Here is a 24,546-nt window from a genome sequence, read left to right on the forward strand (position 1 = left end):
TTTTGGATGTTCGTACGATGAACCTGCCTCGTCGTACGACTCGGCCTACCGGGCCGCGGGGGAGGCGCCGGACGACATTCCTTCCTCGATGGTGCCGCCGAGCTCGGCGCGCGCCGCTTCCATGGCCGAGCGCGGCGTTGCCGAGAGCACCCAGCGGTTGCCGACGAGGTACACGCCGCCGTACATCTGCGAGACGTCGAGCCACTCGCGCTGGCCCTTGGCCGTGTCGAACGTCAGCAGCACGTACTGGGCGGTGCCCGCCTTGCACACGCCCTGACGGTAGTCGAGGGTCTTGCCCGGGACCTTGGGCTTCCCGCAGTCGACCGCCGCGGCGAGTTCCTCCAGGGTCATCGGCTTCGCGCTGGGGGCGGTCTGCTTGTGGTCGACCCGTTCCTCGGTCGAGGCGCCGGAACACCCGGCGAGGAGCAGCGCGGCGGCGGTCATGAGTGCCGGAGCGCTGAGCAGGCGGCGGAGGGGGCGGCGCATCACAACTCCAAATGCGGGGCAAGGGCTGGTCCGTCCCCCGGATGTACGGGCGGAACCTGCCCGCTGTTCACGCCCCGACGGCCGCCCCGCCCGGTCCGCCAACGTCCGCTCCGGCTGCCGGCGCCGGGGCAGACCGGCAAGGAAGCGGTTCGGCAGACCGGTGGGTGGACGGGCACCCACGCCTTCGTCGATCCTTCGCGCAGGCGTCTCCCGGCGTCCCGCACCCCGCGCCCTCGCGAACACCCTCATGAGATCGTGGGCTTCCCGCTCCCGCAGCCCTGCGGCCACGGATGCCGGGACGCCGAGCCGGCGGAACGCCACGACCATGGAGGGGGAGGCGGGGCAGGGAACCGAAGCACGTGGGGAGACCGATGGCGTCGTGCACGCGGACCGCGGACCCCCCCGGGGACCACCCGACGCATCATGAAAGCGACCCGACGAACGACCATCGAGGCGGGGCGTCCCGGTTCCGACAGAGCGGTCCGGTCGGCTCGGGGGCTGGCCCGGCTGGCTCTGCTGTGTGTCGCCGGTGCCGTCGCGGCCGTGGCGACGGCCACCGGTTCCGACCGATGGCTGATCCTGCTGCTCGGTCTCGCCGGACTCGCCCTGACCGGCGCGGGCATCTGGTGGACCCTCGCCCACCGGGGAGCCCCCCGCCTGCTCGGCGCCCTGCTGGCGCTGGCCGCGCCCGTCTGCGTCCTCGCGCTGTACGCCGTCTCGGGTCTGTGGGTGGCGGCGGTGACGGCGCTCGCCCTGTGGGCCGCGGGGCTGGCCTGTGCCAGGAGCGCGCTGCGCCGCCTGCGCAAGCCGCACGGCATGCACACCCGGTCGGTCCGGCCGCCCCGCCGCCCGGTACTGATCATGAACCCGCGTTCCGGGGGCGGCAAGGTCGGCCGGCACGGCCTCGTGGAGCGGGCCGAGGCGCTGGGCGCCCGCGTGGTCCTGCTCGACCTGGACGCCGAGCCGGATCCGGTGGCCGTGGCGCGGCGGGCCGTGGCCGAGGGCGCCGACCTGCTCGGAGCGGCGGGCGGCGACGGCACGCAGGCCCTGGTGGCGGGGGTGGCCGCCGAGCACGGTGTGCCCTTCGTGGTCGTGGCCGCAGGGACCCGCAACCACTTCGCGATGGACCTCGGCCTGGACCGGGACGACCCGGCCGCCGGCCTGGACGCCCTCTCGGACGGTGTGGAACTCCGCGTCGACCTGGGTGACGTGGCCGGCCGGCCGTTCGTCAACACCGTGTCGTTCGGGACGTACGCGGAGATCGTGCAGAGCCCCGACTACCGCGACGCCAAGGCGGCCACCGCGCTCGACCACCTGCCGGACCTGCTGGTCGGCGATGCCGGCACCCCGCTGGAGGCCCGGGCGGACGACGAGCGGCTGCCCGACCCGCAGACGCTGCTGGTGAGCAACAACCCCTACGCCCGGGCCGACCCGCTCGGCGGCGGACGAAGACCGCGACTCGACTCAGGGGCGCTCGGGGTGATCGCGGTCCGCGTGGACGGCCCCGCGCAGGCCGCCGAACTGGCCCTGCGAGGTGAACGCGCCAGCAGCATCACCGCGCTGACGGCGCGGCGCGTGGTCGTCGAGGCCCACGCGGAGGTCATCGCGGTGGCCGTCGACGGCGAAGCGCTCACGCTGCCGCCGCCGGTGGTGTGCACCGTGCGGTCCGGCGTCCTGCGGGTACGGGTGCCCAGACACCGTCCCGGAGCCCCGTACGTCGCACCGTCCGTGGACTGGCGGCGGATCGTCCGCCTCGCCGTCGGCGGGACTCCCAGCCCCTTCCACCAGCACGTCCAGCACGTCCAGAACCTCCGGAACGACTAGAACATCCAGAACCAGAACGTCCAGAACCACGTTCACAAGAGCCTGGACAAGAGCGTCCACCAGAACCAGGAGCAGAGCGATGCTTGACCGCCCGTCGCCGGAACACCGGGACCAGCGAGACCTGATGCGCGATCTCGCCGCCCTCGACCAGGCACTCTACGAGGCCGTCACGGTCACCAGGACACCCACGTTGGACTCCGCCCTGCGGCGGCTGTCCGCGGCGGCGGACCACTCCAAGATCTCCTTCGTGGCCGCCGGGCTCCTGGCCCTGTGCCCCGGCCGGCCGCGCCGAGCCGCCGTGCTCGGCCTCGCGGCCATCGGTGTCGCCTCGACGACCGCGAACCTGCTCGGCAAGCGTCTCGTCCGCCGTCCGCGTCCCCACCGCGCCGAGGACTCGCCGTTCCCGGGGCGGCACGTGCCCATGCCGGCCTCCGCGTCCTTCCCGTCGGGCCATACGGCCTCGGCCGTCGCCTTCGCCGCGGCCGTCGGGCCCGCCTTCCCGGCCGCCACGGTTCCGCTCGGCCTGCTGGCCTGTGCGGTGGGCTACTCGCGGATCCACACCGGCGTCCACTACCCGGGCGACGTCATCGCCGGCGCACTGCTGGGAACGGGCGCGGCGGCCACGGTCCTCGCCGCCGCACACTGGGACGACTGACGTTCCAGGCGGCTCGGAGAGATGCACCCGACCTCGACCACGTGGTCGGCAGACAGCAGCCCGCGGCCCGCCAGGCGGGTGTGGATGCCGGGCCAGGGCCTGGGCGTCGTTCGTGGCGGCCGAGGTGGTGGCCACGTCCGTGACCACGTTGGCGCTGCCGGAGGCACACGCCTCGGTGACCTCCGCGGCGAACCCTTCCCGGCGGTGGCCGGTGAGGGTGATCACGGTGACCGCGATGATCGTGCCCGGCACGGACAGGGTGCCGGTCCAGATGATCCGCAGGCCGGGTTTCTGTTGGCGGGGTGTGCCACCCGCGGCGTACTGCCGGCGGCGCGCGGGTCACAGGCGGATGACGATCAGGGCGATGTCGTCGCGGGCGCCGCTGCTGACGCCGAGGTGCGCGAGCAAGGCGTCGGCGAGACGTTCGGGGTTGTGGCGGGCATGGCGGGCGAGCGTGTCGGTGAGGCGCCGCAGGCCGGCGTCGATGTCCTCGCCGCGGCGTTCGATGAGGCCGTCGGTGTAGAGCACGAAGGTGTCGCCAGGGGTGTAGGGCAGTTCGGCCTGGAGGCAGGGGACGGGTTCGGGGCGAGCTCCCAGCGGAGGGTCGGTGGCCTGGTCGAGGAGATCGCAGGTGCCGTCCGGGTGGAGCAGGACGGGGGGCGGGTGGCCGGCGCTGCTGTACATGATGCGGCGAACGCGGGTATCGACGACGGCTTGGACGACGGTGGTGGCCAGCGCCCCCTCCACGTAGCGTGCATACAGGCCCAGGACGTCCAGGGCCCTCGCCGGCGCCTCGACGGCCCGGACGGAGGCGGACAGCGCGCTGCGGAGCATGCCCATGACGGCGGCGGCCTCCAGGCCGTGGCCGACGACATCGCCGACCGCGACGGCGAATCTGTTCCCGGGCAGGTCGACCACCTCGTACCAGTCGCCGCACACGTTCAGTGAACCGGCGGCGGGCAGGTAGCGCACCACTGTGTCCCGATGCCGGGCCAGATGTGGCGAGTGGAGCATGGCCTCCTGCAGGGTGACGGCGACCTGGCGTTCCCGGGCGTGGGCTTGGCGCAGTTCCTCGTTCAGCCGATGGAGCTCGCGCGCCCGCGCATACAGTTCGACCTCCATCGCCTCCACGTCGCTGAGCGCTCCGCCTCCCCGCGGGCGAGGGTGGGAGAGGATGAACGAGGTCACGTCCTCCCCCCGGTGGATGATCCACTCCACCTGCCCGTCCGGCCCGAGCACCGGTGTGTTGATCGCGGACCACCACCGCTCCTCGAACACGCCGGGCCGACCGGCCACGGGAATGTCGTACTTCATCGGCGCCATCGTGTCCGGCTCCTTAGAGCGCAGGACCCAGTGCAGGGAAGCGTGCAGATTCCGCACCCCGTCAGCATCCGGGTCCGCCGGATTCTCAGGAAAGGCGTCGAAGAGGTACCGCCCGAGCAGATCCTCCCGAGTACGGCCGGTCACCCGGCAGGCCGACTCATTGACGTCGGCGAGCACCAGATCCGGGCTCAGCACCATGCAGGGGCTGGGGGTGACCGCGAACAGCGCCTGGTAGTCGATCCCCGGACTCGCCACTCGGTGCGGCCGGGCATCCTCAGCAGGGCTGCTCTCATCCCTCACCCTTACGTTCTACCGTTCGGCGGCGTCCTCGGCACCTGCACACATCGCCTGCCCTACCGTCGTGAGCGGGCCGGGCGTCGCGCCGGCGGCAGCCCGAGGCCCGCTCCGCCGTGTCCGTCGCCGGGATCCGCCCGCCGGCCGGGCACGAAGAGCTGTCCGGCGAACAGGGGCGGTACGCCGGATCCGTCGTCGACGACGTCGACGCGTACGCCTGGGGGCGTCGAGGACGGTGTCGCAGACGCTGCGCATGGAGGCCGTACGCGGGCGGGTCTGCCGGCGAACACGGAAGTCACCGCAGGTGGTCGCGTAGTACCGAGGTACCACCCGCTTGGCGTGGTTCAGCCTCCCGGTACCACTGGATCGGGGTGATCGGCGCCTAGCGTTGCCGGTGCGGCGTCGAAGTGACGGACGCCGGAGGCCGACAGAAAGAGCGCGCATGATCGACGCACGGCAGTTGACCAAGAGGTACGGGGAGAAGACGGCCGTCGACGGGCTGGACTTCGTCGTGAAGCCGGGCACGGTGACCGGCTTTCTGGGGCCCAACGGCGCGGGCAAGTCCACGACCATGCGGATGATCGTCGGCCTCGACGCCCCGACGAGTGGCTCCGTCACCGTGAACGGCCACCACTATGCCCGCCACCGGGCGCCGCTGCAGGAGGTCGGCGCGCTCCTGGAGGCGAAGTCGATCCACCCGGGCCGTTCGGCGTACAACCACCTCAAGGCCCTCGCGCTGACGCATGGGATTCCGGGCCGACGGGTCGACGAGGTCATCGAGCTGGCCGGACTGGGCAGTGTGGCGAAGAAGCGGGCCGGTGCCTTCTCTCTCGGGATGGGCCAGCGGCTGGGCATCGCGGCGGCGCTGCTGGGCGATCCGCAGACGGTGATGCTGGACGAGCCGGTCAACGGGCTGGACCCGGAGGGTGTGCTCTGGATCCGCAACCTGCTCAAGGGACTCGCCGACGAAGGCCGGACGGTGTTCGTGTCCTCGCACCTGATGAGCGAGATGGCCCTGGTGGCGGACCACCTGATCATCGTGGGGCGCGGCCGGCTGCTGGCCGACACCACGGTGGCGGACCTGATCCGTGAGGCGGGCGGGGACACGGTGAAGGTGGTGACGCAGGACCCGGCGCGGCTGCGGGACGTTCTGGCCGGGACGGGCGTCGACGTCACCGGCCGGATCGGCTCGGAGGAACTACAGGTGACCGGGCTGACCGCCCGCGAGATCGGGTTGAAGGCGGCCGAGCACGGGATCGCCCTGTTCGAGCTGAGCGCGCGGACCGTGTCGCTGGAGGAGGCATTCATGGACCTGACCAGGGATGCCGTGGAGTACCACGGCTCCACGACCGGCATCGAGACCCTCGGGAGGCCCGCATGAGCACCCTGACCGCGACCGCCGAGGAACCCCGGACCACCCCCGACCGCCCCGCCTACCGGGTGACCGGACGGCGCGTGCTCTCCTCCGAATGGGCCAAGCTGTGGTCCCTGCGGTCGACCTGGATCACCTTGGGCCTCGGCCTGCTGTTCCTGGTGGCCTTCGGGCTGATCGCCTCGAGCCGCTACAAGTCGGGGATCGACTCCGGCAACCTGGACCGGGACTTCGCCGCATCGACGTCCGTGAGCCTGTCGCTCTTCGGTACGAACTTCGCCCAACTGGCCCTGGGCGTGCTCGGCGTGCTGGTCACGGCGGGGGAGTACTCGACCGGCATGATCCGCTCGACGCTCGCGGCGGTGCCTCGCCGGCTGCCCGTGCTGTGGTCCAAGGCGGCCGTGTTCGGGCTGGTCGCGCTGGTGGTGGGGACGCTGGGTGCGTTCGTCACCTTCCTGATCGGGAGCGGAATCGTCTCCGGCACGCCCGCGGCCATGAGCCTCTCGCACGCCGGTGTCGTGCGGAGTCTGCTGGGCGCGGGGCTGTACCTCGGCCTGGTCGGGGTGATCGGCGCCGCCCTGGGCGCACTGCTGCGGTCCGTGGCCGGCGGGATCTCCGTCCTGGTGGCCACCCTGATGCTGATCCCCGGACTGATCTCACTGCTGCCCAGCTCCTGGCAGGACGACATCAGCCCCTACCTGCCGTCCAACGCGGGCCAGGCGATGTTCGCCCTGACCCACGACTCCACGACCCTGTCGCCGGGCACCGGACTGCTGGTCTTCCTCTGCTGGACGGCGCTGGCGCTGGGCGGCGCGGCGTACCGGCTCGTACGCAGTGACGTCTGACGGCCGCACCATGGACAGGTGACGTCCGTGACCACCGATGACCTCAGCGGGATGGGACCGCTGGTCGCCCGACTGTCCCGGGGCGGCCAGCGGCTGCGGCATGCCGACCGGACACATCCCTGGGTGCTGGACACCGCCGTCGTCGTCCTGCTCTTCCTGATGTTCTGCCTGCCCGACCTGATCCACGGCGGTGTGAACGACGGCGACAGCCCGCGCCGGTTCCGGCTCGCCTTCACCCACCTGCCCGTCGCGGGAATGCTGGCACTGCAGGCCGGCCTGGTCCTGCCCCTGCTGTGGCGGCGGCGCAAGCCCGTGGCGGCCTTCGCCGCCATCACGGCGGTGTTCGTCCTCCAATGGTCCCTGGGCGCGGCGCTGCGCGCGGACATCGCCCTTTTCGTCGCGCTGTACAGCCTGGCCCTGCACGGGCGGCTGCGACAGTTGCCGTGGGCCTGTGCGGCCATGGCGGGCGCCATGGTGCTGGTCGCGGTCCGCGCGTCCTCGGCGGTGTCCGTCTGGGACGCGCTGTTCTTCCTGCTGAGCACGGCGACCGCGGCCCTCGCGCTCGGCATGATGGTCCGGATCCGCCGGGCCCAGCTCGCCGGACTGCGCGAGCGGGCCGCCCGGCTGGAGATCGAGCGCGACCAGCGCAGCAGGCTGGCCACGGCCACCGAACGAACCCGGGTCGCCCGCGAGATGCACGACATCGTCGGCCACAACCTGTCCGTCATCATCACGCTCGCCGACGCCGGCGCCTACGCCACGGACACCCAACCGGCACGAGGCAAGGAGGCCCTGGAGCTCATCGGCGACACCGGCCGGCAGGCCCTCGGCGAGCTGCGGCGCGTGCTCGGCGTGCTGCGCGAGAGAGCCGACGGTCCCCCGGACAGGCCCGAACTCAGCCCGCAGCCCGGCCTCGCGGACCTCGAAGGGTTGTGCGCCAAGGTGCGCGCCGCGGGACTGGAGGTCGTCTACCGGACCTCCGGCGACGTGGACGCCCTGGACAGCGGGGTGCAGCTGACGGTGTACCGCATCGTCCAGGAAGCCCTCACCAACACCCTCAAACACGCCGACCCAGGCACCCGGGTACACCTGGCGATCCTCGTCGAGGACAACCGGCTGACCATCCGGGTCCAGGACACCGGCCCGGCCACACCGCCCGGACCGCCGAACGAGGAAGGACATGGCCTGGTGGGCATGCGAGAGAGAGCGGCCTTGTACGGCGGCACCGTCAGCGCGGGACCGACGGGCGGCGGAGGATGGAGCATCGAGGCCGTCCTCGACCTCACGCCCGAAAGCGGTGGTGACCGATGACCACCGTGCTCATCGTGGACGACCAGCAGCTGCAACGCTACGGCTTCCACCTGCTCCTGGACTCCGTCCCCGAGACCGACGTCGTCGGTGAGGCCGCCCACGGCGCCGAGGCCGTCCGCAAGGCCGCCGAACTGCGCCCCGACGTCGTCCTGATGGACGTCCGCATGCCCGGCATGGACGGCATCGAGGCCACCCGCCGCATCGTCGCCGCCGGAGACCGTTCACGCGTCCTCGTGCTCACCACCTTCGACCTCGACGAATACGTCCACGCCGCCATCCGCGCCGGCGCCAGCGGCTTCCTCCTCAAGGACGCCCGCCCCGAGGAACTCCTCGCCGGGATCCGCGCCGTCGCCGTCGGTGACGCCGTCATCGCGCCCGCTCTCACCCGCCGCCTCCTCGACGAGTTCGCCCAGTACGTCCCCTCGCACAGAGCTGACCTCACCGAGGACCCGAGACTCACCTCCCTGACCGACCGTGAGCGCGAGATCCTCGTGGCCGTCGGCAAGGGTTGGACGAACGGGGAGATCGCCACGCGGTTCGTCCTGTCCGAGTCCACGGTCAAGACGCATGTCGGCCGTGTCCTGGCCAAGATCGGAGCCCGCGACCGCATCCAGGCCGTGATCTTCGCCTACGACCACGGTCTCGCCCGGCCCACCGCTGACTGAACCGACAAGCGGCGTAAGAGGCCGGGCAGCCTGTGTCCGCACGACGGGGCGGCGGCCGATCGTGCCGGCAGCGTCCGTCAGGATTGGCGCAAGGACGTGAGGGAGTGGTGTTCCGCTGGTGCTGGTGGCCCTCATGAGGGTGCCCGCGGTGCCGAAGGTGCTGCTCTTCTGGATCGCCTTCGTGCGGACCCGTCCGCTCGGCGCCACCGCCGGTGACTTCCTCACCGAGCCGGTCGCCAAGGGCGGTCTCGACCTCGGTACGACGGGGTCGTCAGCGGTGCTGCTGACGGTCCTGATCGGCTTGACGGGATACGCCCACGTTCAGGAGCGCCGCGGCCTCGTCGGCCCACCCGGCCCCTGTGCCCCGGCACGCGGGCCGGGGCGGTCCGCCCTGGACGCGGGGGTCTGTCGGGGTTCGGTTCAGTTGCCCAGCGGGTTGGCGCGTGCCGCCGCCAGCAGGTACCACGCGGTGGCCCCCGCATGCCGGTACGGGTAGTAGCCGAATCCGAAACCGGTGTCGAGGGGGCTGCTCGCCGAGACCACTCCGGAGCGCGCGGGAAGCGCCCGGCCGCCGATGGTCTGGCCGTCGCCGAGCACGTCCTGGGCGCGCTCGATGGAGGCGATCAGCCGCCGGGCCCGCGTCTCGTCGCCGGGGGCGTGCCGGGTCCGCAGCGCGAGCGCCAGGTGGCCCGTCCCCTCGAACCAGACGCCGTGGCGGTCGGGCTTCGGCTGGCCGTCGGCGATCGGGGCGTCCTCGTTCGCCGTCAGGCCGGCCGAGCTGAAGGTGACTCCTTCGTACGACTGGCCCGCGGGCACCGTGCTGTTGCGACGGTCGGCTGTGTCCAGCACGGCCAGTTCGGACGCCGCCCAGTCCAGGGACCGGGCATGGGCGGGCGAGGAGAGGGCGAGGCTGGTCCAGGTCTGGGTGTCCTCGGGGACGGGCGACTTGTTGACGGTCACGCCGTCGTTGGTGCCGGTGTAGAAGAAGCCGCCGGACGGCTCCCACATCTGCAGGACGAAGGCCTCGGCCCGCGCGCGCCGCTCCCGCCACACCCTGTCCCCGGTGAGCCGGGCGAGCTGACCGAACAGGGCGATCAGGTCGGTGTTGTGCTCGGTGGAAGCGAAGGGCAGCTTCTCATCGGACCCGTCGACCCCGAATGTGTACCCGCCGAGCGGTTCGTCGCTGCGGCCGACCCGCTCGATCCACTCACCGATCCGGACGGCACCGGTGAGGAAGCGACGCGCGCCGGTCCGGCGGGCGAGCGCGGCGAGCGCGATACCGGCCCACGCCATGTCGCCGACGGCGGTGCCGGTGAAACCGAACTGGGTGCCGACGTTGGCCGTACCGTCCGCCCGCACGAACCCGTCCGGCTGCGGTGAACCGTCGTAGAAGGTGTACGGCCCCACGTTGTAGGCCTGCCGCAGCCTCCCGTCGTCGTGGCCGGGGTCGTGCGCCTGGGCGTAGAGAAGCGCGTCACCGAGCGCCACGGCCCGGGAGAGGCCGTCCTGGGTGCGGGACGCGAGATGGGCGAGGATCACCAGGGCGTTGTCGTACGTGAACGCGGTACTGAACAGGCCGGCCTGGTCGGTGTAGCTCTGGACCAGCCGGACCGTGCCGTGATCCGGGTAGGCGTCCATGGCGGTGGCGAGGTAGGCGTACCCCCGCCGCTGCGCGGAGGCTCCGCCCGCGGACCGGCCTCCCGTCGCCAGGGCCGTACCGGAACCGGCCGCGGTGAGGACCGCGGCGCCGACACCTGCCCCGGCTCCGAGGAGTGCGCGACGGCTGAATCCCGGGCCTTGGCTGCCGGTCATGGGTCTCCTCGAAGGTGCGGGTCAAGCGAGGGAGAGGAAGGCGTACGGCGAGGCTGAGAGCGCTCTCGGGTGAGCGGGCTCATTCTGCTGGCGTGCGTGGATCCGGTCAACGTCTGTGACCTTTGGGACAGTTGGGTTGTCCGTCACACGCAGGGCGGGGCGCGTGCCGGCCGGCCTGCCCCGGGCCGGGGGAGGCCCCGACGCCGCCGGGCGGACGTCGGGGCCTCATCGGTCTGCGGGGCGCCTACTGGTAGCAGGGGTTACCGCACCGGAGGGTGACGCTGTTGCCGTGGTACCCGCTCACCGTTCGGACGGTGCCGGGACGGCGGCTGGTCTCCCAAGGTGTCGGCGCGGCCGCGGCGAGGGGAGCCGGTCCGCCCACTGCGGCGGCGGTCAGCACCAGGACGGTCGCGATGTGCTGACGGAGGTTCATGAGTCCTCCTCAGGGCGGCTGTCGGCACGGACGCGTGGCATCAGCGGGTCGGCAGGCCGAGATCGGCGGCGACCGAGTCGGCGCGGACGAAGACCGAGACGGGGTACTGCTCGTCGCAGTACTTGTTGCCGGACGACACGATTCCGACCACCTTGCCACCGCTGAGCAGCGGTCCGCCGGAGTCTCCGGGGCAGATGCTGTTGGTGGTGCCCGGCCGGGGCATCCCGCAGAGCATCGCCGCGGGATCGGTGTCGCCGTCGGTGTACGGCCGGCAGTCGACGACGGGGGAGAGCACCAGCTTCGCCTGCTTGAGCCGCCGGTTCGGGGTGTCCGAACCGGTGCGTCCCCAGCCGACGACGGTCGCCCTGCGGCCGTCGGCGACCAGGCCGGCGTCCCTGGGGCCTGCCACCGGGACGGTCCGGTACGGCATCGGGCCGTCGAGGGTGAGTACGGCGGCGTCGTAGGCGTTGCCGGGCGCGGTGTAGCGCGAGTCCAGCCGGTACGACGCGATCTGCCGGACGGTGCCGCCGGTGTCGTCGACCCGGGTGCGGCCGCCGACGACCTGCAACGCGGAGACGTCCCCCGCGTTCTCGACACAGTGGGCCGCGGTGAGCACCTTGCTGGGCGCGACGAGGGTGCCGCCGCAGAACTGGCTGCCGTTGAGTTCGATCAGCATGGCGTACGGGCGGGCGTCGGTCGTGGTCGGGCCGCCGCCTTTCACCGCGACGGCGGGACCGGCGGTGGCCAGTAGCGTCCCCGCGGCGAGCACGGCGGTGACGGCGGCCGCGGTGCGCAGCCGGGCGCGGACGGGTCTGGCGGATCGGATCGGCATGCGGTTCTCCCCCTGAAACTGCTCGGCGCGTGGCTGCGACGGCCGCCGCGTCCGTGTGGTCGATGAGTCCGTGTGGTCGGGGAGGAGGACGCGCCGCGCGCGCCGCCGGTTTCACGGGGCCTGCCAGGGAGCGGGATGGGCTTGAGATGGCGTCAGGGGCGATCCGCCGCCCCGAGGTGATCGCCGTGTCGGCCCTCCGGTCAGCGAGGGGTGAGGCCGGCCAGGAGCTCGGAGACGTGCCGGCGCACCAGGGCCCAGCCGGGGGAGTGGAGGGTGCCGATCGCTGTGTTCCGAAGGGCGTTGACGACATGTTCGGCGTCGGCGCCGGTGTCGTACGTGACGCTGTCGTCGAGGACGTCGTAGCCGTCGCGGACGGCGACCTGGAGACGGCGCAGCCGCTCGACGCCGTCGGCGTGCACGGCCGCGGCGACGATGAAGGGCGGCGGCCCGCCCGCTTCACCGGCCTGCTTGCGGTACGCGCCGGCGATCGGCTCGCGCCACCGGAGGGCGAGCAGGAGGTGACGCTTGGCCAGCACCTCGGCGAGATCGGTCTCGCGCACCCGGTCGCTCTCCAGCACCACGGCGGCGGCGTTCAGCACCAGCGCCGCGGGCAGCAGGCATCGCAGGGTGCTGCCGACGAGGTTGCCCCCGACCGTCGCGGTACGGCGCACGGCTCCGGTCCCCACGGTCGCGGCCGCCTGGCGCAGTACCTCCGGGACGCGGTCGTCGAGCTGATGCAGCATCACGGCCGCGCCCAGCTCCTCGCGCCCGATCACGTTGGCCTCCGGGAGCCGGCGCAGTGACATGGCCTGTTCGGGGAACCCGTCCCGCTGCCAGGTCGCCCACACGAGCGTGGCACCGCCTACCGGTATCGCCCCCTCAGCCAGACACTCCCGCGCTTCGGACACGGACACGGGCAGACGCAACAGCACGGGAACCGCCCAACCCTTCCGGCGAGTCGGTGGCGGGGCAGGGAAGACCACACCCCAGCCACGTGATCACTGACATGGCGCGTTCTTTCCCCGCGGACGGGGGCGCGTGCAGGGCTCATCGCATCGCGCCGGGCGTCCGTCATTTTCTCCCGGCCGCGTCGACGTGCTCGGTGGCGGCTTCGAGGGACGCGATCCAGGCCGCGGTCGTCGGTAAGGGTGAGGTGCAGGGACGGGGCAGGGCCCTGCACCGATACGGTGCCTGTGATACTGGAGCCGTGACGTCACTCTCCTCGCCGCAGCCGCCGATACCGGACGAGCCCGTCACCGAAGAGCCGCTCCTCAGCGTCCGGCGACCGCTCCTCACCCAGTCCTGGCTGAATGTGACGTTCCTGCACTGGCCGGCGGATCCGGCCGGAGTGGCCCGTGTGCTGCCGCCGGGAATCCGCCCCGACACCGTGGACGGCGTCACCTACGTGGGCCTGGTGGCCTTCCGGTTGCACCGTTCCGGCTGGCTCGGTCTGCCTCCGATGCCGTACCTGGGCAGCTTCCCCGAGACCAACGTCCGCCTCTACACCGTGGACGCGCACGGGCGGCGCGGTGTCGTCTTCTGCTCGCTGGACGCCTCCCGCCTCCTCCCCGTCGCCGTGGGGCGCATCGGCTTCGGCCTGCCGTACATGTGGTCGCGCATGACCGTCGGCACGCGCGACGACACCCTCACCTACACCAGTACGCGGCGGTGGCCCGGCCCGCGCGGCGCCCGCAGCCGCATCTCCGTACGGGTCGGCGACCCCATAGCCGAGCCCACCGAGCTGGAACACTTCCTGACCGCCCGCTGGGGCCTGCACAGCACCCTCCTCGGCCGGCCGGTCTACGTGCCCACCACCCACCCGCGCTGGCCCCTGCACCGGGCCGAGCTCATCGCCTGGGACGAAGACCTGGTGGCGGCGGCGGGCCTGCCCACGCCGGCGGGCGAGCCGGTGAGCGTCCTGTACTCACCCGGTGTCCCGGCCCGCTTCGCCCGCCCGGCCGGTGCCCCTCACCGGTGATCGGCCACTTGGGCAACGGGGACTGGACGGACACCCGACCGAGGACGCGGTGCCGGCTCAGTGGTTCTCCGCGGCCGGCCGGGCGGCCAGGGCCGGCACGGCGAGGCCCGTCAGGGCGTCCACGAGTCGTCGCGCGGGCCTCAGTCCTGACCAGACGGAGTGCCGAAGGTGAGCGACCCCACCGTGCCCGCCTGGATCACCGGGCCGTGCTGCACGCCCCCGCTGACGGTGTTGTGGACCTCCGCGACCTGCCGGCTGCTCCCGTGGGGCGCCAATTCGTCGAGCACCGCCCGCAGTTCGGCAGCGGCGGCGGGATCGGCCAGCAGGGTACGCCGCAAGCGCGTACGCCACTCCGCCTCGACATCCGAGGTCCGATCGTCGCCGGACTCCCGTGCGGCCGTCAGCTCACCGCGCGAGGTCTCCAGCTCCGTCTCGATCACGTCCTCCTCGTCGCCGGCACGGCGGGAGAAGAACGCGACGATGCGGTCACGAGCCTGAGCCCATGAGTCCGCCGCCATCTGCTGAACGAACGTCGTCGCGCCCGCGGCAGCGAGCGCCATCAACTCCGTTTCCACCAAGCCCCCTTCGCAGCAGCCGAGGCAGCCACCGTACTCCCTGGTGCTCGCATGTCACCTGGTTCCGGCGGGCGAGGCCGACTTTGGCGCCGTGGGGGCGGCGGCCGACCGCAGGGCGTGGTCGAGGAAGCGCCGGGCGATCGGCGGTACGGCACGGGAGCTCAGCCAGGCGATTCCGATGTCCCGGGCACCGCGTACGTCGGTGATCTCCAGGTAGCGGATGGGGGACTGCGGGCTCGCCGTGATGTCCGGCGACGAGGGGATCAGGGACACGCCCAGACCAGCGGCGACCAGCCCCCGCAAGGTCTCCACTTCCTCGCCCTCGAAGCCGACGATCGGGGTGAAGCCGGCCTCGTGGCACAGCGTCTCGGTGATGTCGCGCAGCCCGTATCCGGGCTTGAGCAGGATGAACCGCTCCTCGGCCACCTCGGCCAGCCGGACCCGGCGGCGCCTGGCCAGCCGGTGCCGGGCGGGGACGGCCAGCCTCAGCGGTTCCACCAGGAGGCGCCGCCAGGTGATCAGCGGATGAACGGGCTCGGTGCTGGTGATGATCAGGTCCGCGGTGGCGTCGAGGAGATGCCGGGTCAGGCCGGCCTCACCGTCCTGATGCAGTTCGAACTGGGCCTGCGGGAACGCCTGTCGGAAGTCCGTGACCAGCCTGGGGACGAGCCAGGTGCCCAGGGTGTGCAGGAAGGCCAGTGACACCACGCCCGCTTCGGGGTCGACCAACTCGGCCACGGCTCGCCGGCCCCGGTCGTAGCTGTCGAGCATCGTGTCGACGTACTCCTTGAACACCCGTCCCGCCGGGGTCAGGCGCAGGACGCGTCCGACGCGCTGGAAGAGTTCGGCGCCGACCTCGTCCTCCAGCCGGTTCAGGGCCCGCGACAGTGCGGGCTGGGTGACCTGGGCGTCCGCCGCGGCGTCGGTCACCGTCGTCCCCTGCGCCACGGCCTGGAAGGAGCGCAGTACCTGAAGATCCATACGGTCATTCTCCTCCCTCATGTGTCAGGGAGGATCCAGGCCGCAGCGGCATGGGTCACCGTCGTGCCGACAGGCCCAGCAGCCTCGCGCGCCGGCCGTGCCGACCGGCACCGCCTACCGTTCCCGGTCCGGCCCGACCGCCACCACCTGCGCGGTCACCCGGTCGCAGAGCCGCTCGGCCGAGGCGATCGCGCCCTCCCAGTCGGGCAGGGACCGGCCTGGGCGCGCCGGTTCGCCGCGGGCGTGAGCGACGGCCCGGCGGGCGTCGGCCAGTTGGTGGTACGCGGAGCGGCGCAGTGACTGGCGCTGGACCGGACCCGCTTCCGGGGCGACGTCGCGGTAGCGGCGGGCGGCGGCGACGGCGGCCTCGGTCTGCGCCTCGGCGCGGTGCGCCGCGGAGTCGGGCCAGACCACGAAGTGCGCGACAAGCACCAGCGCGGAGGCCAGAGCGGTGTCCACCATGCGCGTGGCGTACAGCGCCCGGTGGTCGCCGAGGAGATCGACCAGCACGAACACGACCGCGGTCAGACCCATGGTGGCGAGCGCGTAGTGATGGCGCACGCCCACGGCCATCAGCGCGCCGAAGACGGCCACCACGCCGATCACGGTGTACGTGCCGGTGGCCGCCACGGACACCGTTCCGATGGCGGCCACGCCGACGACCGTGCCGACGCAGCGGTGCAGCGCCCGGGTGAACACCGGGCCGAAGTCGGGCTTGTAGACGAAGGCCACCGTCATGGGGAGCCAGTAGCCGCGCGGGCCGTGCAGTGCCTCGGCGAGCAGATGAGCGACGAGTACGCAGCCCGCCAGCAGAACGGCGTACCGCACCCGTGCCGCCCGCCCGGGCCACGCGTGCTCCGGCAGGCGCAGCGTCGGGTCGGCGGCGTCCGGTTCGTCGGTGCCCGCGCACAGGTCGGCCAGGGCGGACCTGCCCGGCGAGTCGGTGTCGAGGGCCGGTGCCTCCTGCCGCGCCGTCGGAACATCCGGGGCGGGAGCCGGGACCTGCCCCGGGAGCAGGCGCCCGGCCAGCCGTAGCGGTACGCCGGTCAGCGCGGGCGGGAGCGGACGGGCCTCCCACACCAGCGCCGTCACGGTCTCGCCCAGGCGTACGGCACAGTGGAACGCCCGGACCAGTTCCCGGACTTCCGCTTGTGGTCGCCGCCGGGATCGCGGGGCGAGGTGCACGGCCATCACCTCATGGGCGTGGTTGAGCGCGAGCGTCATCCGCCGGCGGGCCTCCTCGGCGTCCTCGGTACCGGCCGCGGCGAGCGCCTCGCCCGCACTCCGGTACACGGCGAGCACGGCGGCCCGCTCGACGTGGTACCGGCGCCACAGCCAGGGGGCCGCGGACAGCATCAGGACGAGGACGACACCGGCGAGCAGGGCCAGCGGCGGCTGCCACCACGGCCCCGGCACGGGAATGCCGGTGCCGATCGTGACGCCGAGCAGCAGGTGCATGCCCGAGACGGACGCGATCCGCCCCCGCAGTCCGATGGTGCCCGCCACCAGCGCGGCAGCCACCAGGCATCCCGCCACGGCCGCCGACTCCCCGCTGCGCAGGGCGAGTTCACCGGCGAGCAGACCGAGCGCGCTGGACACCCCGGTCCAGCCGAGCCGCCGCACCCGTACCCGGTAGGGATCGGAGCCGTCCTGGCTCACGCCCCACAGGGCGCCGATCGCCGCGATCACGGACGGCACCACCCATCCGGTGCACACCCCGACGAGCAGCGGCAGAGCCAGGGCGACGGCGCCGCGCCCAGCCGCCGCCAGCGGCAGGGGTACGGGCGCCAGGCCTGCGGCGGAACGCGCCCACCGCAGAGGGGACATACGGCGCGAACGTTCCGGTCGTGCGTCTGCTGCCGGTGTCATACAACCGTGTCCTTTGGCTTGCCGGGTCGGATGGCGGGATGGCGGGATGGCGGATGGCGGAGAGGGGGGACGACGGACAGTGGACAGCGGGGTCAGCCGACCAGCCCGATGAGCAGGGGCAGGGTGGCGAACGAGAGCAGCAGGCTCAGGACGACGGCGGAGCCGATGGCCCGCACGTCCTCCGTCGACCCGTGCCGGGCGGCGAACATCAGGGGGACGGGGGAGACGGGGAACGCGACGATCAGCGCGGCCTGGGCGGCATCGGCCGCGGAGGCCACGGTCAGACCCACACCGTAGACCAGCAGCGGCAGGACGACGACGCTGGTGAGGGAGACCGCCCACACCGCGGGAGTGAGCTTCGGGCGGCCGATGCGGGCCACCGAGACGCCGACGTACAGCAGCGCGGCGGCCGACGAGGCCCCGGCGAGCAGGGTCAGCGAGGCGCCGGCGACCTCCGGCAGACCGACCCCGCTGACGGAGAGGACCAGGCCCAGTACCGGGCCCCAGCAGAACGGCTCACGCAGCGCGTGCCCGACGGTGCGCAGGACCGATGGACGGGGCTCGGAGGAGGCCGCCCCGCCGGTGACCGGCGCGTCGGCCTGCGCGGTCGGACCGCCGCCGGCGGTCACCAGAGCCGGCCGCCGCAGCGCCGAGGCGGCGGCCTGCGTGGCGACGGCCGTCCGTGACCGCGGGTGTTCCGGCATACCGAGCAGGATCAGGACGACCGGGTCGAGGACCACATTGACGAGGATGCCCGCCACGGCGATCGGCACGGCCGCCTCAGCGGTACCGAACAGGCCCCCGAGGATGGACGTCCCCATGAAGGCGTACTGCGGCTGGACACACGCGAGCGCGAACAGGGCCGCCCGCCGGAGCGAACGCCGGGCGGCGAGACGCAGCACGCCGAGCAGGACGGCGTACACCCCGAGCAGCCCGAAGGCGAGCAGCCCCACCAGGGGCAGCTGCTCGACCAGCACGTGCCGCGGTGTCTGCCAGATGCTCAGCAACAAGGCGGCGGGCAGGGCGAGCTGCATGGTCAGCTCGCGCAGTGCCTGTGCTCCGCCGGCGTCGAACAGTGCGCGGCGGCCGGTGCCGTAACCGACCGCTATGACGAGGAAGACCGGCACCACGACGGTGAAGATCTCGGCGAAAGACATGGCTGCGTCAATCCTTCAAAAAGGGCGGGTGGGAGGTGCTGTGCGGACGGGCGTCCGTCACACGGCCGCGATCGGCGGGTACGCCGGCTGCCACATGGCCGCGCGGACCCGCTCCTCGATCGCGTCGCCGGCGGTCTCCCGGGCGACGCCGTCCTCGACGGCGGCGCGGGCCACCGCCACGGCCACCGCGACCGAGGTCTCGCGCAGCCGGTCGATCAGAGGGAGCACCGGCGCGCCCGGCGCCGTGGCGTCGGTCTGTTCCGCGACGGCGCGCGCCGAGGCGACGAGCATGCCGTCGGTGATGCGCTCGGCCCGGACGACGACCGCCCCCAGCCCGAGGCCGGGGAAGACCAACGCGTTGTTGGCCTGCCCGATGTGGTGGGTGACGCCGGCGACCTCCACCGGTTCGAAGGGGCTGCCGGTGGCGATCAGGGCCCGGCCTTCGGTCCAGCGGAGCAGGTCGGCGGGGACGGCCTCGGCCAGCCGGGTGGGGTTCGACAGGGGCAGGATGATCGGCCTGTCGGTGTGCGCCGCCATGGCCCGGACGATGTCCTCGGTGAAGGCGCCACCCTGTCCGGAGGCGCCGATGAGAACGCTCGGGCGCACCCTGCCGACGACTTCGGCCAGCGGGATGCCGCCGAGGTCGTCGTCGTGCCGCCAGCCGGGGACGTCGGCGCCGCGACGGACGTAGCGGGTCTGGAAGTCCCGCAGGTCCGGCTGGCCCTCGGTGAGCAGGCCGTGGCGGTCGACGGCCCAGATGCGCTCGGTTGCCTCCCGCGGCGTCAGCCCGTCGGCGATCATCGCGTCGCGGAGCTGGTCGGCGATCCCGACGCCGGCGGTACCGGCGCCGAAGATCACGACGCGGTGTTCGCGCAGCGGGACGCCGGTGGCGCGCACGCCGGAGAGCACGGCGGCCAGGTTGACCGCGCCGGTGCCCTGGATGTCGTCGTTGAAGGTGAACACCTTCTCGCGGTACCGGTCCAGGACGCGGCGGGCGTTGGCCGGGCCGAAGTCCTCCCAGTGCAGCAGTGCGTCGGGGAACAGTTCGGTGGCGGCGCTGACGTACGCGTCGAGGAAGGCGTCGTAGCTCTCCCGCTCGGCGCGCGGGTGCCGGTTGCCCAGGTACAGCGGGTCGTCCAGCAGCTCCTGCCGGTTGGTGCCCACGTCCAGCATCACCGCCAGGGTGCGGGCGGGGTCGACGCCCGCGGCGGCGGTGTAGACGGCGAGCTTGCCCACCGCGATGTCGATGCCGCCCACGCCCCAGTCGCCGATGCCGAGGATCGCCTCGCCGTCGGTCGCCACGATCAGGTCGACGTCGTCGGCGCCCAGCCCGGAAGCCCGCAGGGAACGCTCGATGTCCTCGGGCGCGTCGACCGACAGGTACACCCCGCGCGGGCGGCGGTACTCGTAGCTGTAGCGCTCGATCGCGGTGCCGACGGTCGGGGTGTACACGATCGGCAGCATCTCGGCGAGATGGTCGCCGAGCAGCCGGTGGAACAGCACTTCGTTGCGGTCGCGCAGCGCCGTCAGATAGACGTTCTTGGCGAGGTCGTCGGGCTGGGAACGGAACTGCGTGTAGGCGCGGGCGGCCTGCTGATCCTGCGTCAGCACCTGCGGCGGCACCAGGCCCACCAGGCCGAGCTCGTGCCGCTGCTGCCGGGTGAAGGCGGTGCCCCGGTTCAGACGGGGATTGCTCAGTACGGCATGGCCGCGGGCGGTCGTGCGGATTTCACCGTCGACGCTGCGGCTCTGGCTGCCCATGACTGCTCCTGAACGGTCGGAAACGGGGACAGCGACCAAGCCTGCGAGCTCATGGATACATGCGTCCAATGCCTGAGAATCACACGATCCATGAGCTGATGTTATTCGAGTGCCTGGCCTGCGCTTTCTCCGCTGAAGGCCGGGCGTCCGACCGCGCGTCTGTGACGGACGCCGCCCTCACCTCCGGTGCCGGGGCACGGGCTCAGCCGGTGGCTCCGCTGCCGTAGTCGGGCACCCACTGGGCCGACCGGATCGCGGCCCGCAGTTCCTCCTCGGTGGCTTGCGGGGCGACGCCGTCCTCGACGGCCGCGAGTGCCGCGGCGACGGCGATCTCGCGGGCCGCGTCCCGCATCCGCCCCAGGGGCGGCAGCAGGGGAGCGGGGCTGCCGTCGTCCGGTGCCGAGCGGGCCGCGCAACGGCCCACGGCGCGGGCGGCGGCGACCATCATCCGGTCGGTGACGCGGGTGGCGCGGGCGGCGGTGACCGCGAGGCCGATCGCGGGGAAGACGTACACGTTGTTGGCCTGGGCGACGGGTACGTCACGGCCGTCGATCCGCAGCGGCGGGAACGGGGAACCGGTCGCCACCAGCACCCGCCCGTCCGTCCAGCGGGCCAGATCGGCGGGGTCGGCCTCGGAGTGCGAGGTCGGATTGGACAGCGGGAAGATCACCGGCCGTTCACAGCCGGCGGCCATCTGCCGTACGACCTCCTCGGTGAACGCCCCGTGAGCGGTGGACAGGCCGATCAGCGCGCTGGGCCGGACCTGGCGTACGACCTCGGCGAGCCCCGGGATCCCGTGGCCGTCCCAGTCCCGGACCTCCTCGTCGGCGCGGGCGTAGGCCCGCTGTTCCTCCGTCAGCCCGGACCGTGACGTCAGCAGCAGACCGTCGACGTCCACGAACCAGAAACGGTCGAGCGCCGCGCGCTCCGACAGCCCCTCGTCGACGAGGGCGGTACGGATCATGTCGGCCACGCCGACCGCGGCCGATCCGGCACCGAGCACGACGAACCGCTGGTCGGCCAGGCGGGTGCCCGCGATCTCGGTGGCCGTGGTGAGCGCCCCGAGCGCCACCGCGGCGGTCCCCTGGATGTCGTCGTTGAACGTCAGCAGCCTGTCCTGATAGCGGGTCAGGATCGGCCGGGCGTGTACGGTCGCGAAGTCCTCCCACTGCAGCAGAGTGCCCGGCAGCTCCGCCTCGACCGCCGAGACGAACATCTCCACGAGCTCGTCGTACTCCGCGCCCGTCACCCGGCGCCGCCGGCAGCCCAGGTAGTGCGGGTTGTTCAGCAGGTCCTCGTTGTCCGTCCCGGCGTCCAGCAGGACCGGCAGGGTGCGCGCGGGATGGATGCCGCCGATGGCGGTGTAGAGGCTGAGCTTGCCGATCGGGATGCCCATCCCGCCGACGCCCTGGTCACCGAGGCCGAGGATGCGCTGCCCGTCGGTGACGACCAGCACGTCCACCTCGCTGTTCGGGCGGTTGCGCAGGATCTCCCGGAAGCGGTGCCGGTCGTCGTACGACAGGAACAGGCCGCGCGGCCTGCGGTAGATCTCGCTGAACCGGCGGCACGCCTCGCCGACCGTGGGGGTGTAGATGACCGGCAGCATCTCCTCGACGTGCTCGGTGATCAGCCGGTAGAAGAGCACCTCGTTGGTGTCCTGCAATTGGCGCAGGTAGATGTGCCGGTTGAGGGGTTTGTCGTAACCGAAGAACGCGTCGTGGGCACGGTCGGCCTGTTCCTCGAGGGTTTCGACGGCGGGCGGAAGCAGCCCGTCGAGGCCCTGTGCGGACCGCTCCTCACGCGTGAAGGCGGTCCCTTTGTTGCGCAGCGGGTCAAAGAGCAATGCGGTGCCGTGGATGGTGTCGCTCACTGTCATGACGATGCGCCTGCCCTGATTGTCGCGCCCCCTACCCCAAGGTATCGGCAAGCCGAGGCCAAGGCCCCGAGGCCCGGTCAGCCGCCGCTGACGCGGGAGGGCCCGGTTGGGTTCGGAGTTCTCCTGCGTCGCCCCCACGCGGCACGTGACACGCCCCCGAACGGCCCATCCAGCCTGTTGGCGGATCATCTGACCATATCGTGCGGAATATGAAGAAATGCCAAATTGTGTACTGGGCGTGCGCCGCAACGGTCGTCGGGGCGGGCCTCGGGGCCGCTCCGCCGAGCGCCGGTCACGCGACCCACGTGGTGCGCCCGGGGGAATCGATCCAGAAGGCGGTGGACGCCGCCGCACCGGGTGACACCGTTCTGGTCCTCCCCGGCACCTTCCACGAGAGCGTCAAGGTGAGCACGCCCAGGCTTACGCTGCGCGGCACGGGCCTCGGCACGGTGATCGAGCCGGGCACCAAGAAGGACGCGAACAAGTGCGCCGAGAACGGCAACGGCATCTGTGTGGTGGGGACGAAGGGCAGCAACGTCGAGGACGTCACGGTCGCCTCCCTGACCGTGACCGGCTTCGCCAAGTCCGGCGTGTTCGCCATGGCGACGGACGGGCTGACCGTGCGCAACGTGACCGCGGTGAAGAACGGCGTGTGGGGGATCGCCCAGGAGCGGTCGGTCCGCAGCGTGATCCGCGCCAACACCGCCCGGGACAACGGCGACGCGGGCGTGCTCCTCGCCAACACCATCACGGCCGAGCAGGGCGCCGCGGACACTCGGGGAACGGTGGTCCAGGGCAACCGGCTGGAGGGCAACCGGATCGGCGTCACCGTCCGCCGGCTGCGGAACCTCAGCGTCGAGGGCAACCGCATCACCGGCAACTGTGCGGGCGTGTTCGTCGTCGGCGACGAGAACAAGCCGAAGACCGGCCTGCTGACCGTGCGCGGCAACAGCGTCGAGAGCAACAACAAGCTGTGCCCGAAGACCGAGCGGCTGCCCTTCCTGCAGGGCTCCGGCATCGTGCTGACCGGCGCCGAGGATTCGCTGGTGACCGGGAACATGATCACGGGCAACGTCGGTACTTCCCCGCTGTCCGGCGGCGTCGTCCTGTTCAAGAGCTTCGTGGGCGTCACCAGCGAGCGGAACCGGATCAGCCACAACATGCTGCAGGGCAACTCCCCGGCGGACCTCGTCAACACGGACACCGGCAAGGGCAACACCTTCGCCGGCAACTCCTGCCAGGCGTCCAAGCCCACGGGCCTGTGCTGAGCGGCCGACCGTAGCCCCCGAACCCGAGAAGCACCCAAGAAACGCCAGAGAAGCACCCGAGAAGAACCAAGTAGAAGGAAGGCGGCACATGACGACCGCTCAGACCTCCCCACCGCCGTCCATGCGGCTGCGGGAGCTCGTGTTCGGGGCGGCGTGTGCCGCCGCCCTTCGCGCGGCCGCCCGGCTGGGGGTCGCCGACGCGCTCGGCGACAGTCCCATGGCCGTGGAGGACCTCGCGGCAGCGGTGAAGACCGAACCCCGGCCGCTGCGACGGCTGTTGCGGGCCCTGTCCTGCTACGGCGTCTTCTCCGAGCAGCAGGACGGGACGTTCGCGCACACCGGCATGTCCCGGCTGCTGCGCGAGGACGACCCGCACAGCCTCCGCGACATCACGTTGTGGTGCACCGAGCCGTGGACCTGGGACGCGTGGCCCCACCTGGACGAGGCGGTGCGCACCGGCCAGAACGTCGTCGAGGGCCTGTACGGCAAGGAGTTCTTCACCTACCTCAACGAGGACGCCCCCGAATCGGCGGCGGTCTTCAACCGCGCGATGACGACCTCCAGCGAGCAGTCGGCGAGGGACGTCGCGGCCCTGCTCGACCTGTCGGGCACCGCGTCGGTCGCGGACATCGGCGGCGGTCAGGGGCACGTGGTGGCGAGCCTGCTCGACAAGTACCCGTCGATGCACGGCACACTGCTCGATCTGCCCCGCGTCGTCGACAACGCCCTGCCACGGCTGCGCGAGCGGGGTGACCTCGCGGACCGCGCGCGCATCGTGCCCGGCGACGTCCGGGTGGCCGTCCCCGTCAGGGCCGACGTCTACGTCATCAAGAACATCCTGGAGTGGGACGACGACAGCACCGCCCGCACCCTGCGCAATGTCATCGAGGCGGGCGGACCCGGCACGCGGGTCGTGGTCATCGAGAACCTCGTCGACGACACGCCCTCCATGCGGTTCAGCACCGCCATGGACCTGCTGCTGCTCCTCAACGTCGGCGGGGCGAAGCACACCACCGACAGCATGGTCAGCCGGCTGACCGAAGCGGGCCTGGTCATCGACGACATCCGCCCGGTCAACCCCTATCTGCACGCGTTCGACTGCCACGTCCCCGCCTGAGCCGACGGCCACTGGTCGCCGGGGCCGGCGCGGGGGGGGGGGGGGGGCCCCGGGGGGGCGGGGGGGGGCCGGGGGGGGGGCGCGCGGCGCGAAGGTGTAGCGGGGGGGCCAC

At 72.4% G+C, this 24,546-nt stretch carries 22 protein-coding genes; 10 read left to right on the forward strand and 12 right to left on the reverse strand.

Translation table 11 applies throughout. The annotated features are described in order from the left end of the window. Window positions 1–45 precede the first annotated feature (45 nt). Entirely contained in the window at window positions 46–486 is a 441-nt protein-coding gene (locus ACIBK3_RS34315) for a hypothetical protein (protein WP_399371442.1), read from the reverse strand. Between the two features lie 423 nt (window positions 487–909). Here ACIBK3_RS34315 and ACIBK3_RS34320 point away from each other — a divergent pair, with 423 nt between their 5' ends. Further along, window positions 910–2,310, forward strand: coding sequence for a diacylglycerol/lipid kinase family protein (locus ACIBK3_RS34320; RefSeq protein ID WP_399371444.1), 1,401 nt, complete (start codon window positions 910–912; stop codon window positions 2,308–2,310). A 79-nt stretch (window positions 2,311–2,389) separates the two neighbouring features. Then, complete coding sequence (locus ACIBK3_RS34325; RefSeq protein WP_399371445.1) at window positions 2,390–2,965, forward strand: phosphatase PAP2 family protein; 576 nt, start codon at window positions 2,390–2,392, stop codon at window positions 2,963–2,965. Between the two features lie 339 nt (window positions 2,966–3,304). Here the strand turns inward: ACIBK3_RS34325 and ACIBK3_RS34330 are convergent, their stop codons facing one another. Continuing rightward, window positions 3,305–4,486: a PP2C family protein-serine/threonine phosphatase gene (locus ACIBK3_RS34330; protein ID WP_399371694.1), complete on the reverse strand. Its 1,182-nt coding sequence runs from the start codon at window positions 4,484–4,486 to the stop codon at window positions 3,305–3,307. 538 nt (window positions 4,487–5,024) lie between these two features. On the opposite strand from ACIBK3_RS34330, the gene ACIBK3_RS34335 reads away from it, so the two are divergent. The 5 genes from ACIBK3_RS34335 (at window position 5,025) to ACIBK3_RS34355 (ending at window position 9,271) form a co-directional block, all read left to right on the forward strand. Beyond that, a complete protein-coding gene (locus tag ACIBK3_RS34335; RefSeq protein WP_399371447.1) occupies window positions 5,025–5,963 on the forward strand; it encodes an ATP-binding cassette domain-containing protein in 939 nt (312 codons plus the stop codon). Further along, the gene (locus tag ACIBK3_RS34340) at window positions 5,960–6,799 is read left to right on the forward strand and encodes an ABC transporter permease (RefSeq protein ID WP_399371448.1); all 840 of its coding nucleotides are present in this window, start codon (window positions 5,960–5,962) and stop codon (window positions 6,797–6,799) included. Before ACIBK3_RS34335 ends, ACIBK3_RS34340 begins: the two co-directional genes overlap by 4 nt. Window positions 6,800–6,826: 27 nt before the next feature. Beyond that, entirely contained in the window at window positions 6,827–8,110 is a 1,284-nt protein-coding gene (locus tag ACIBK3_RS34345) for a histidine kinase (protein ID WP_399371450.1), read from the forward strand. Continuing rightward, window positions 8,107–8,775: a response regulator gene (locus ACIBK3_RS34350; RefSeq protein WP_399371451.1), complete on the forward strand. Its 669-nt coding sequence runs from the start codon at window positions 8,107–8,109 to the stop codon at window positions 8,773–8,775. The genes ACIBK3_RS34345 and ACIBK3_RS34350 overlap by 4 nt, the downstream gene beginning before the upstream one ends. Window positions 8,776–8,908: 133 nt before the next feature. After that, window positions 8,909–9,271 carry a hypothetical protein gene (locus ACIBK3_RS34355; protein WP_399371452.1) on the forward strand — a complete coding sequence of 121 codons (363 nt, stop codon included), beginning with the start codon at window positions 8,909–8,911 and terminating at the stop codon, window positions 9,269–9,271. Here the strand turns inward: ACIBK3_RS34355 and ACIBK3_RS34360 are convergent. The 4 genes from ACIBK3_RS34360 to ACIBK3_RS34375 all read right to left on the reverse strand — a co-directional run bounded on the left by ACIBK3_RS34360 (window position 9,196) and on the right by ACIBK3_RS34375 (window position 12,784). Next, window positions 9,196–10,587: a Tat pathway signal sequence domain protein gene (locus tag ACIBK3_RS34360; protein WP_399371453.1), complete on the reverse strand. Its 1,392-nt coding sequence runs from the start codon at window positions 10,585–10,587 to the stop codon at window positions 9,196–9,198. The two genes, ACIBK3_RS34355 and ACIBK3_RS34360, sit on opposite strands and share 76 nt — an antisense overlap. Before the next feature lie 244 nt (window positions 10,588–10,831). Continuing rightward, window positions 10,832–11,020 carry a hypothetical protein gene (locus ACIBK3_RS34365; protein WP_399371456.1) on the reverse strand — a complete coding sequence of 63 codons (189 nt, stop codon included), beginning with the start codon at window positions 11,018–11,020 and terminating at the stop codon, window positions 10,832–10,834. 40 nt (window positions 11,021–11,060) lie between these two features. Then, on the reverse strand, window positions 11,061–11,852 hold the full coding sequence (locus tag ACIBK3_RS34370; RefSeq protein WP_399371457.1) for a S1 family peptidase: 792 nt from the start codon (window positions 11,850–11,852) through the stop codon (window positions 11,061–11,063). A gap of 200 nt (window positions 11,853–12,052) precedes the next feature. Next, the gene (locus ACIBK3_RS34375) at window positions 12,053–12,784 is read right to left on the reverse strand and encodes an FAD binding domain-containing protein (protein WP_399371458.1); all 732 of its coding nucleotides are present in this window, start codon (window positions 12,782–12,784) and stop codon (window positions 12,053–12,055) included. A 275-nt stretch (window positions 12,785–13,059) separates the two neighbouring features. Here ACIBK3_RS34375 and ACIBK3_RS34380 point away from each other — a divergent pair, with 275 nt between their 5' ends. Beyond that, on the forward strand, window positions 13,060–13,830 hold the full coding sequence (locus tag ACIBK3_RS34380) for a YqjF family protein (RefSeq protein ID WP_399371459.1): 771 nt from the start codon (window positions 13,060–13,062) through the stop codon (window positions 13,828–13,830). 140 nt (window positions 13,831–13,970) lie between these two features. Here the strand turns inward: ACIBK3_RS34380 and ACIBK3_RS34385 are convergent, their stop codons facing one another. From ACIBK3_RS34385 to ACIBK3_RS34410, 6 genes are all read right to left on the reverse strand, one after another. After that, window positions 13,971–14,405: a hypothetical protein gene (locus ACIBK3_RS34385; protein ID WP_399371460.1), complete on the reverse strand. Its 435-nt coding sequence runs from the start codon at window positions 14,403–14,405 to the stop codon at window positions 13,971–13,973. 54 nt (window positions 14,406–14,459) lie between these two features. After that, complete coding sequence (locus ACIBK3_RS34390; RefSeq protein WP_399371461.1) at window positions 14,460–15,386, reverse strand: LysR substrate-binding domain-containing protein; 927 nt, start codon at window positions 15,384–15,386, stop codon at window positions 14,460–14,462. Between the two features lie 114 nt (window positions 15,387–15,500). Beyond that, a complete protein-coding gene (locus tag ACIBK3_RS34395; protein ID WP_399371463.1) occupies window positions 15,501–17,213 on the reverse strand; it encodes an FUSC family protein in 1,713 nt (570 codons plus the stop codon). Window positions 17,214–17,347: 134 nt separating this feature from the next. After that, window positions 17,348–18,412 (reverse strand): AEC family transporter, encoded by a 1,065-nt coding sequence (locus ACIBK3_RS34400; RefSeq protein WP_399371465.1) that lies wholly within the window; start codon window positions 18,410–18,412, stop codon window positions 17,348–17,350. Window positions 18,413–18,469: 57 nt separating this feature from the next. Next, complete coding sequence (locus tag ACIBK3_RS34405; protein ID WP_399371467.1) at window positions 18,470–20,173, reverse strand: NAD-dependent malic enzyme; 1,704 nt, start codon at window positions 20,171–20,173, stop codon at window positions 18,470–18,472. Window positions 20,174–20,375: 202 nt separating this feature from the next. Beyond that, window positions 20,376–22,043 carry an NAD-dependent malic enzyme gene (locus ACIBK3_RS34410; protein ID WP_399371469.1) on the reverse strand — a complete coding sequence of 556 codons (1,668 nt, stop codon included), beginning with the start codon at window positions 22,041–22,043 and terminating at the stop codon, window positions 20,376–20,378. Between the two features lie 215 nt (window positions 22,044–22,258). Between ACIBK3_RS34410 and ACIBK3_RS34415 the strand changes: the two genes are divergently transcribed. Then, entirely contained in the window at window positions 22,259–23,317 is a 1,059-nt protein-coding gene (locus tag ACIBK3_RS34415; protein WP_399371470.1) for a nitrous oxide reductase family maturation protein NosD, read from the forward strand. An 88-nt stretch (window positions 23,318–23,405) separates the two neighbouring features. Then, the gene (locus tag ACIBK3_RS34420) at window positions 23,406–24,434 is read left to right on the forward strand and encodes a methyltransferase (RefSeq protein WP_399371471.1); all 1,029 of its coding nucleotides are present in this window, start codon (window positions 23,406–23,408) and stop codon (window positions 24,432–24,434) included. Window positions 24,435–24,546: the final 112 nt, after the last annotated feature.

Source organism: Streptomyces sp. NPDC050287 (genome assembly GCF_044459385.1).
Lineage (GTDB): Bacteria > Actinomycetota > Actinomycetes > Streptomycetales > Streptomycetaceae > Streptomyces.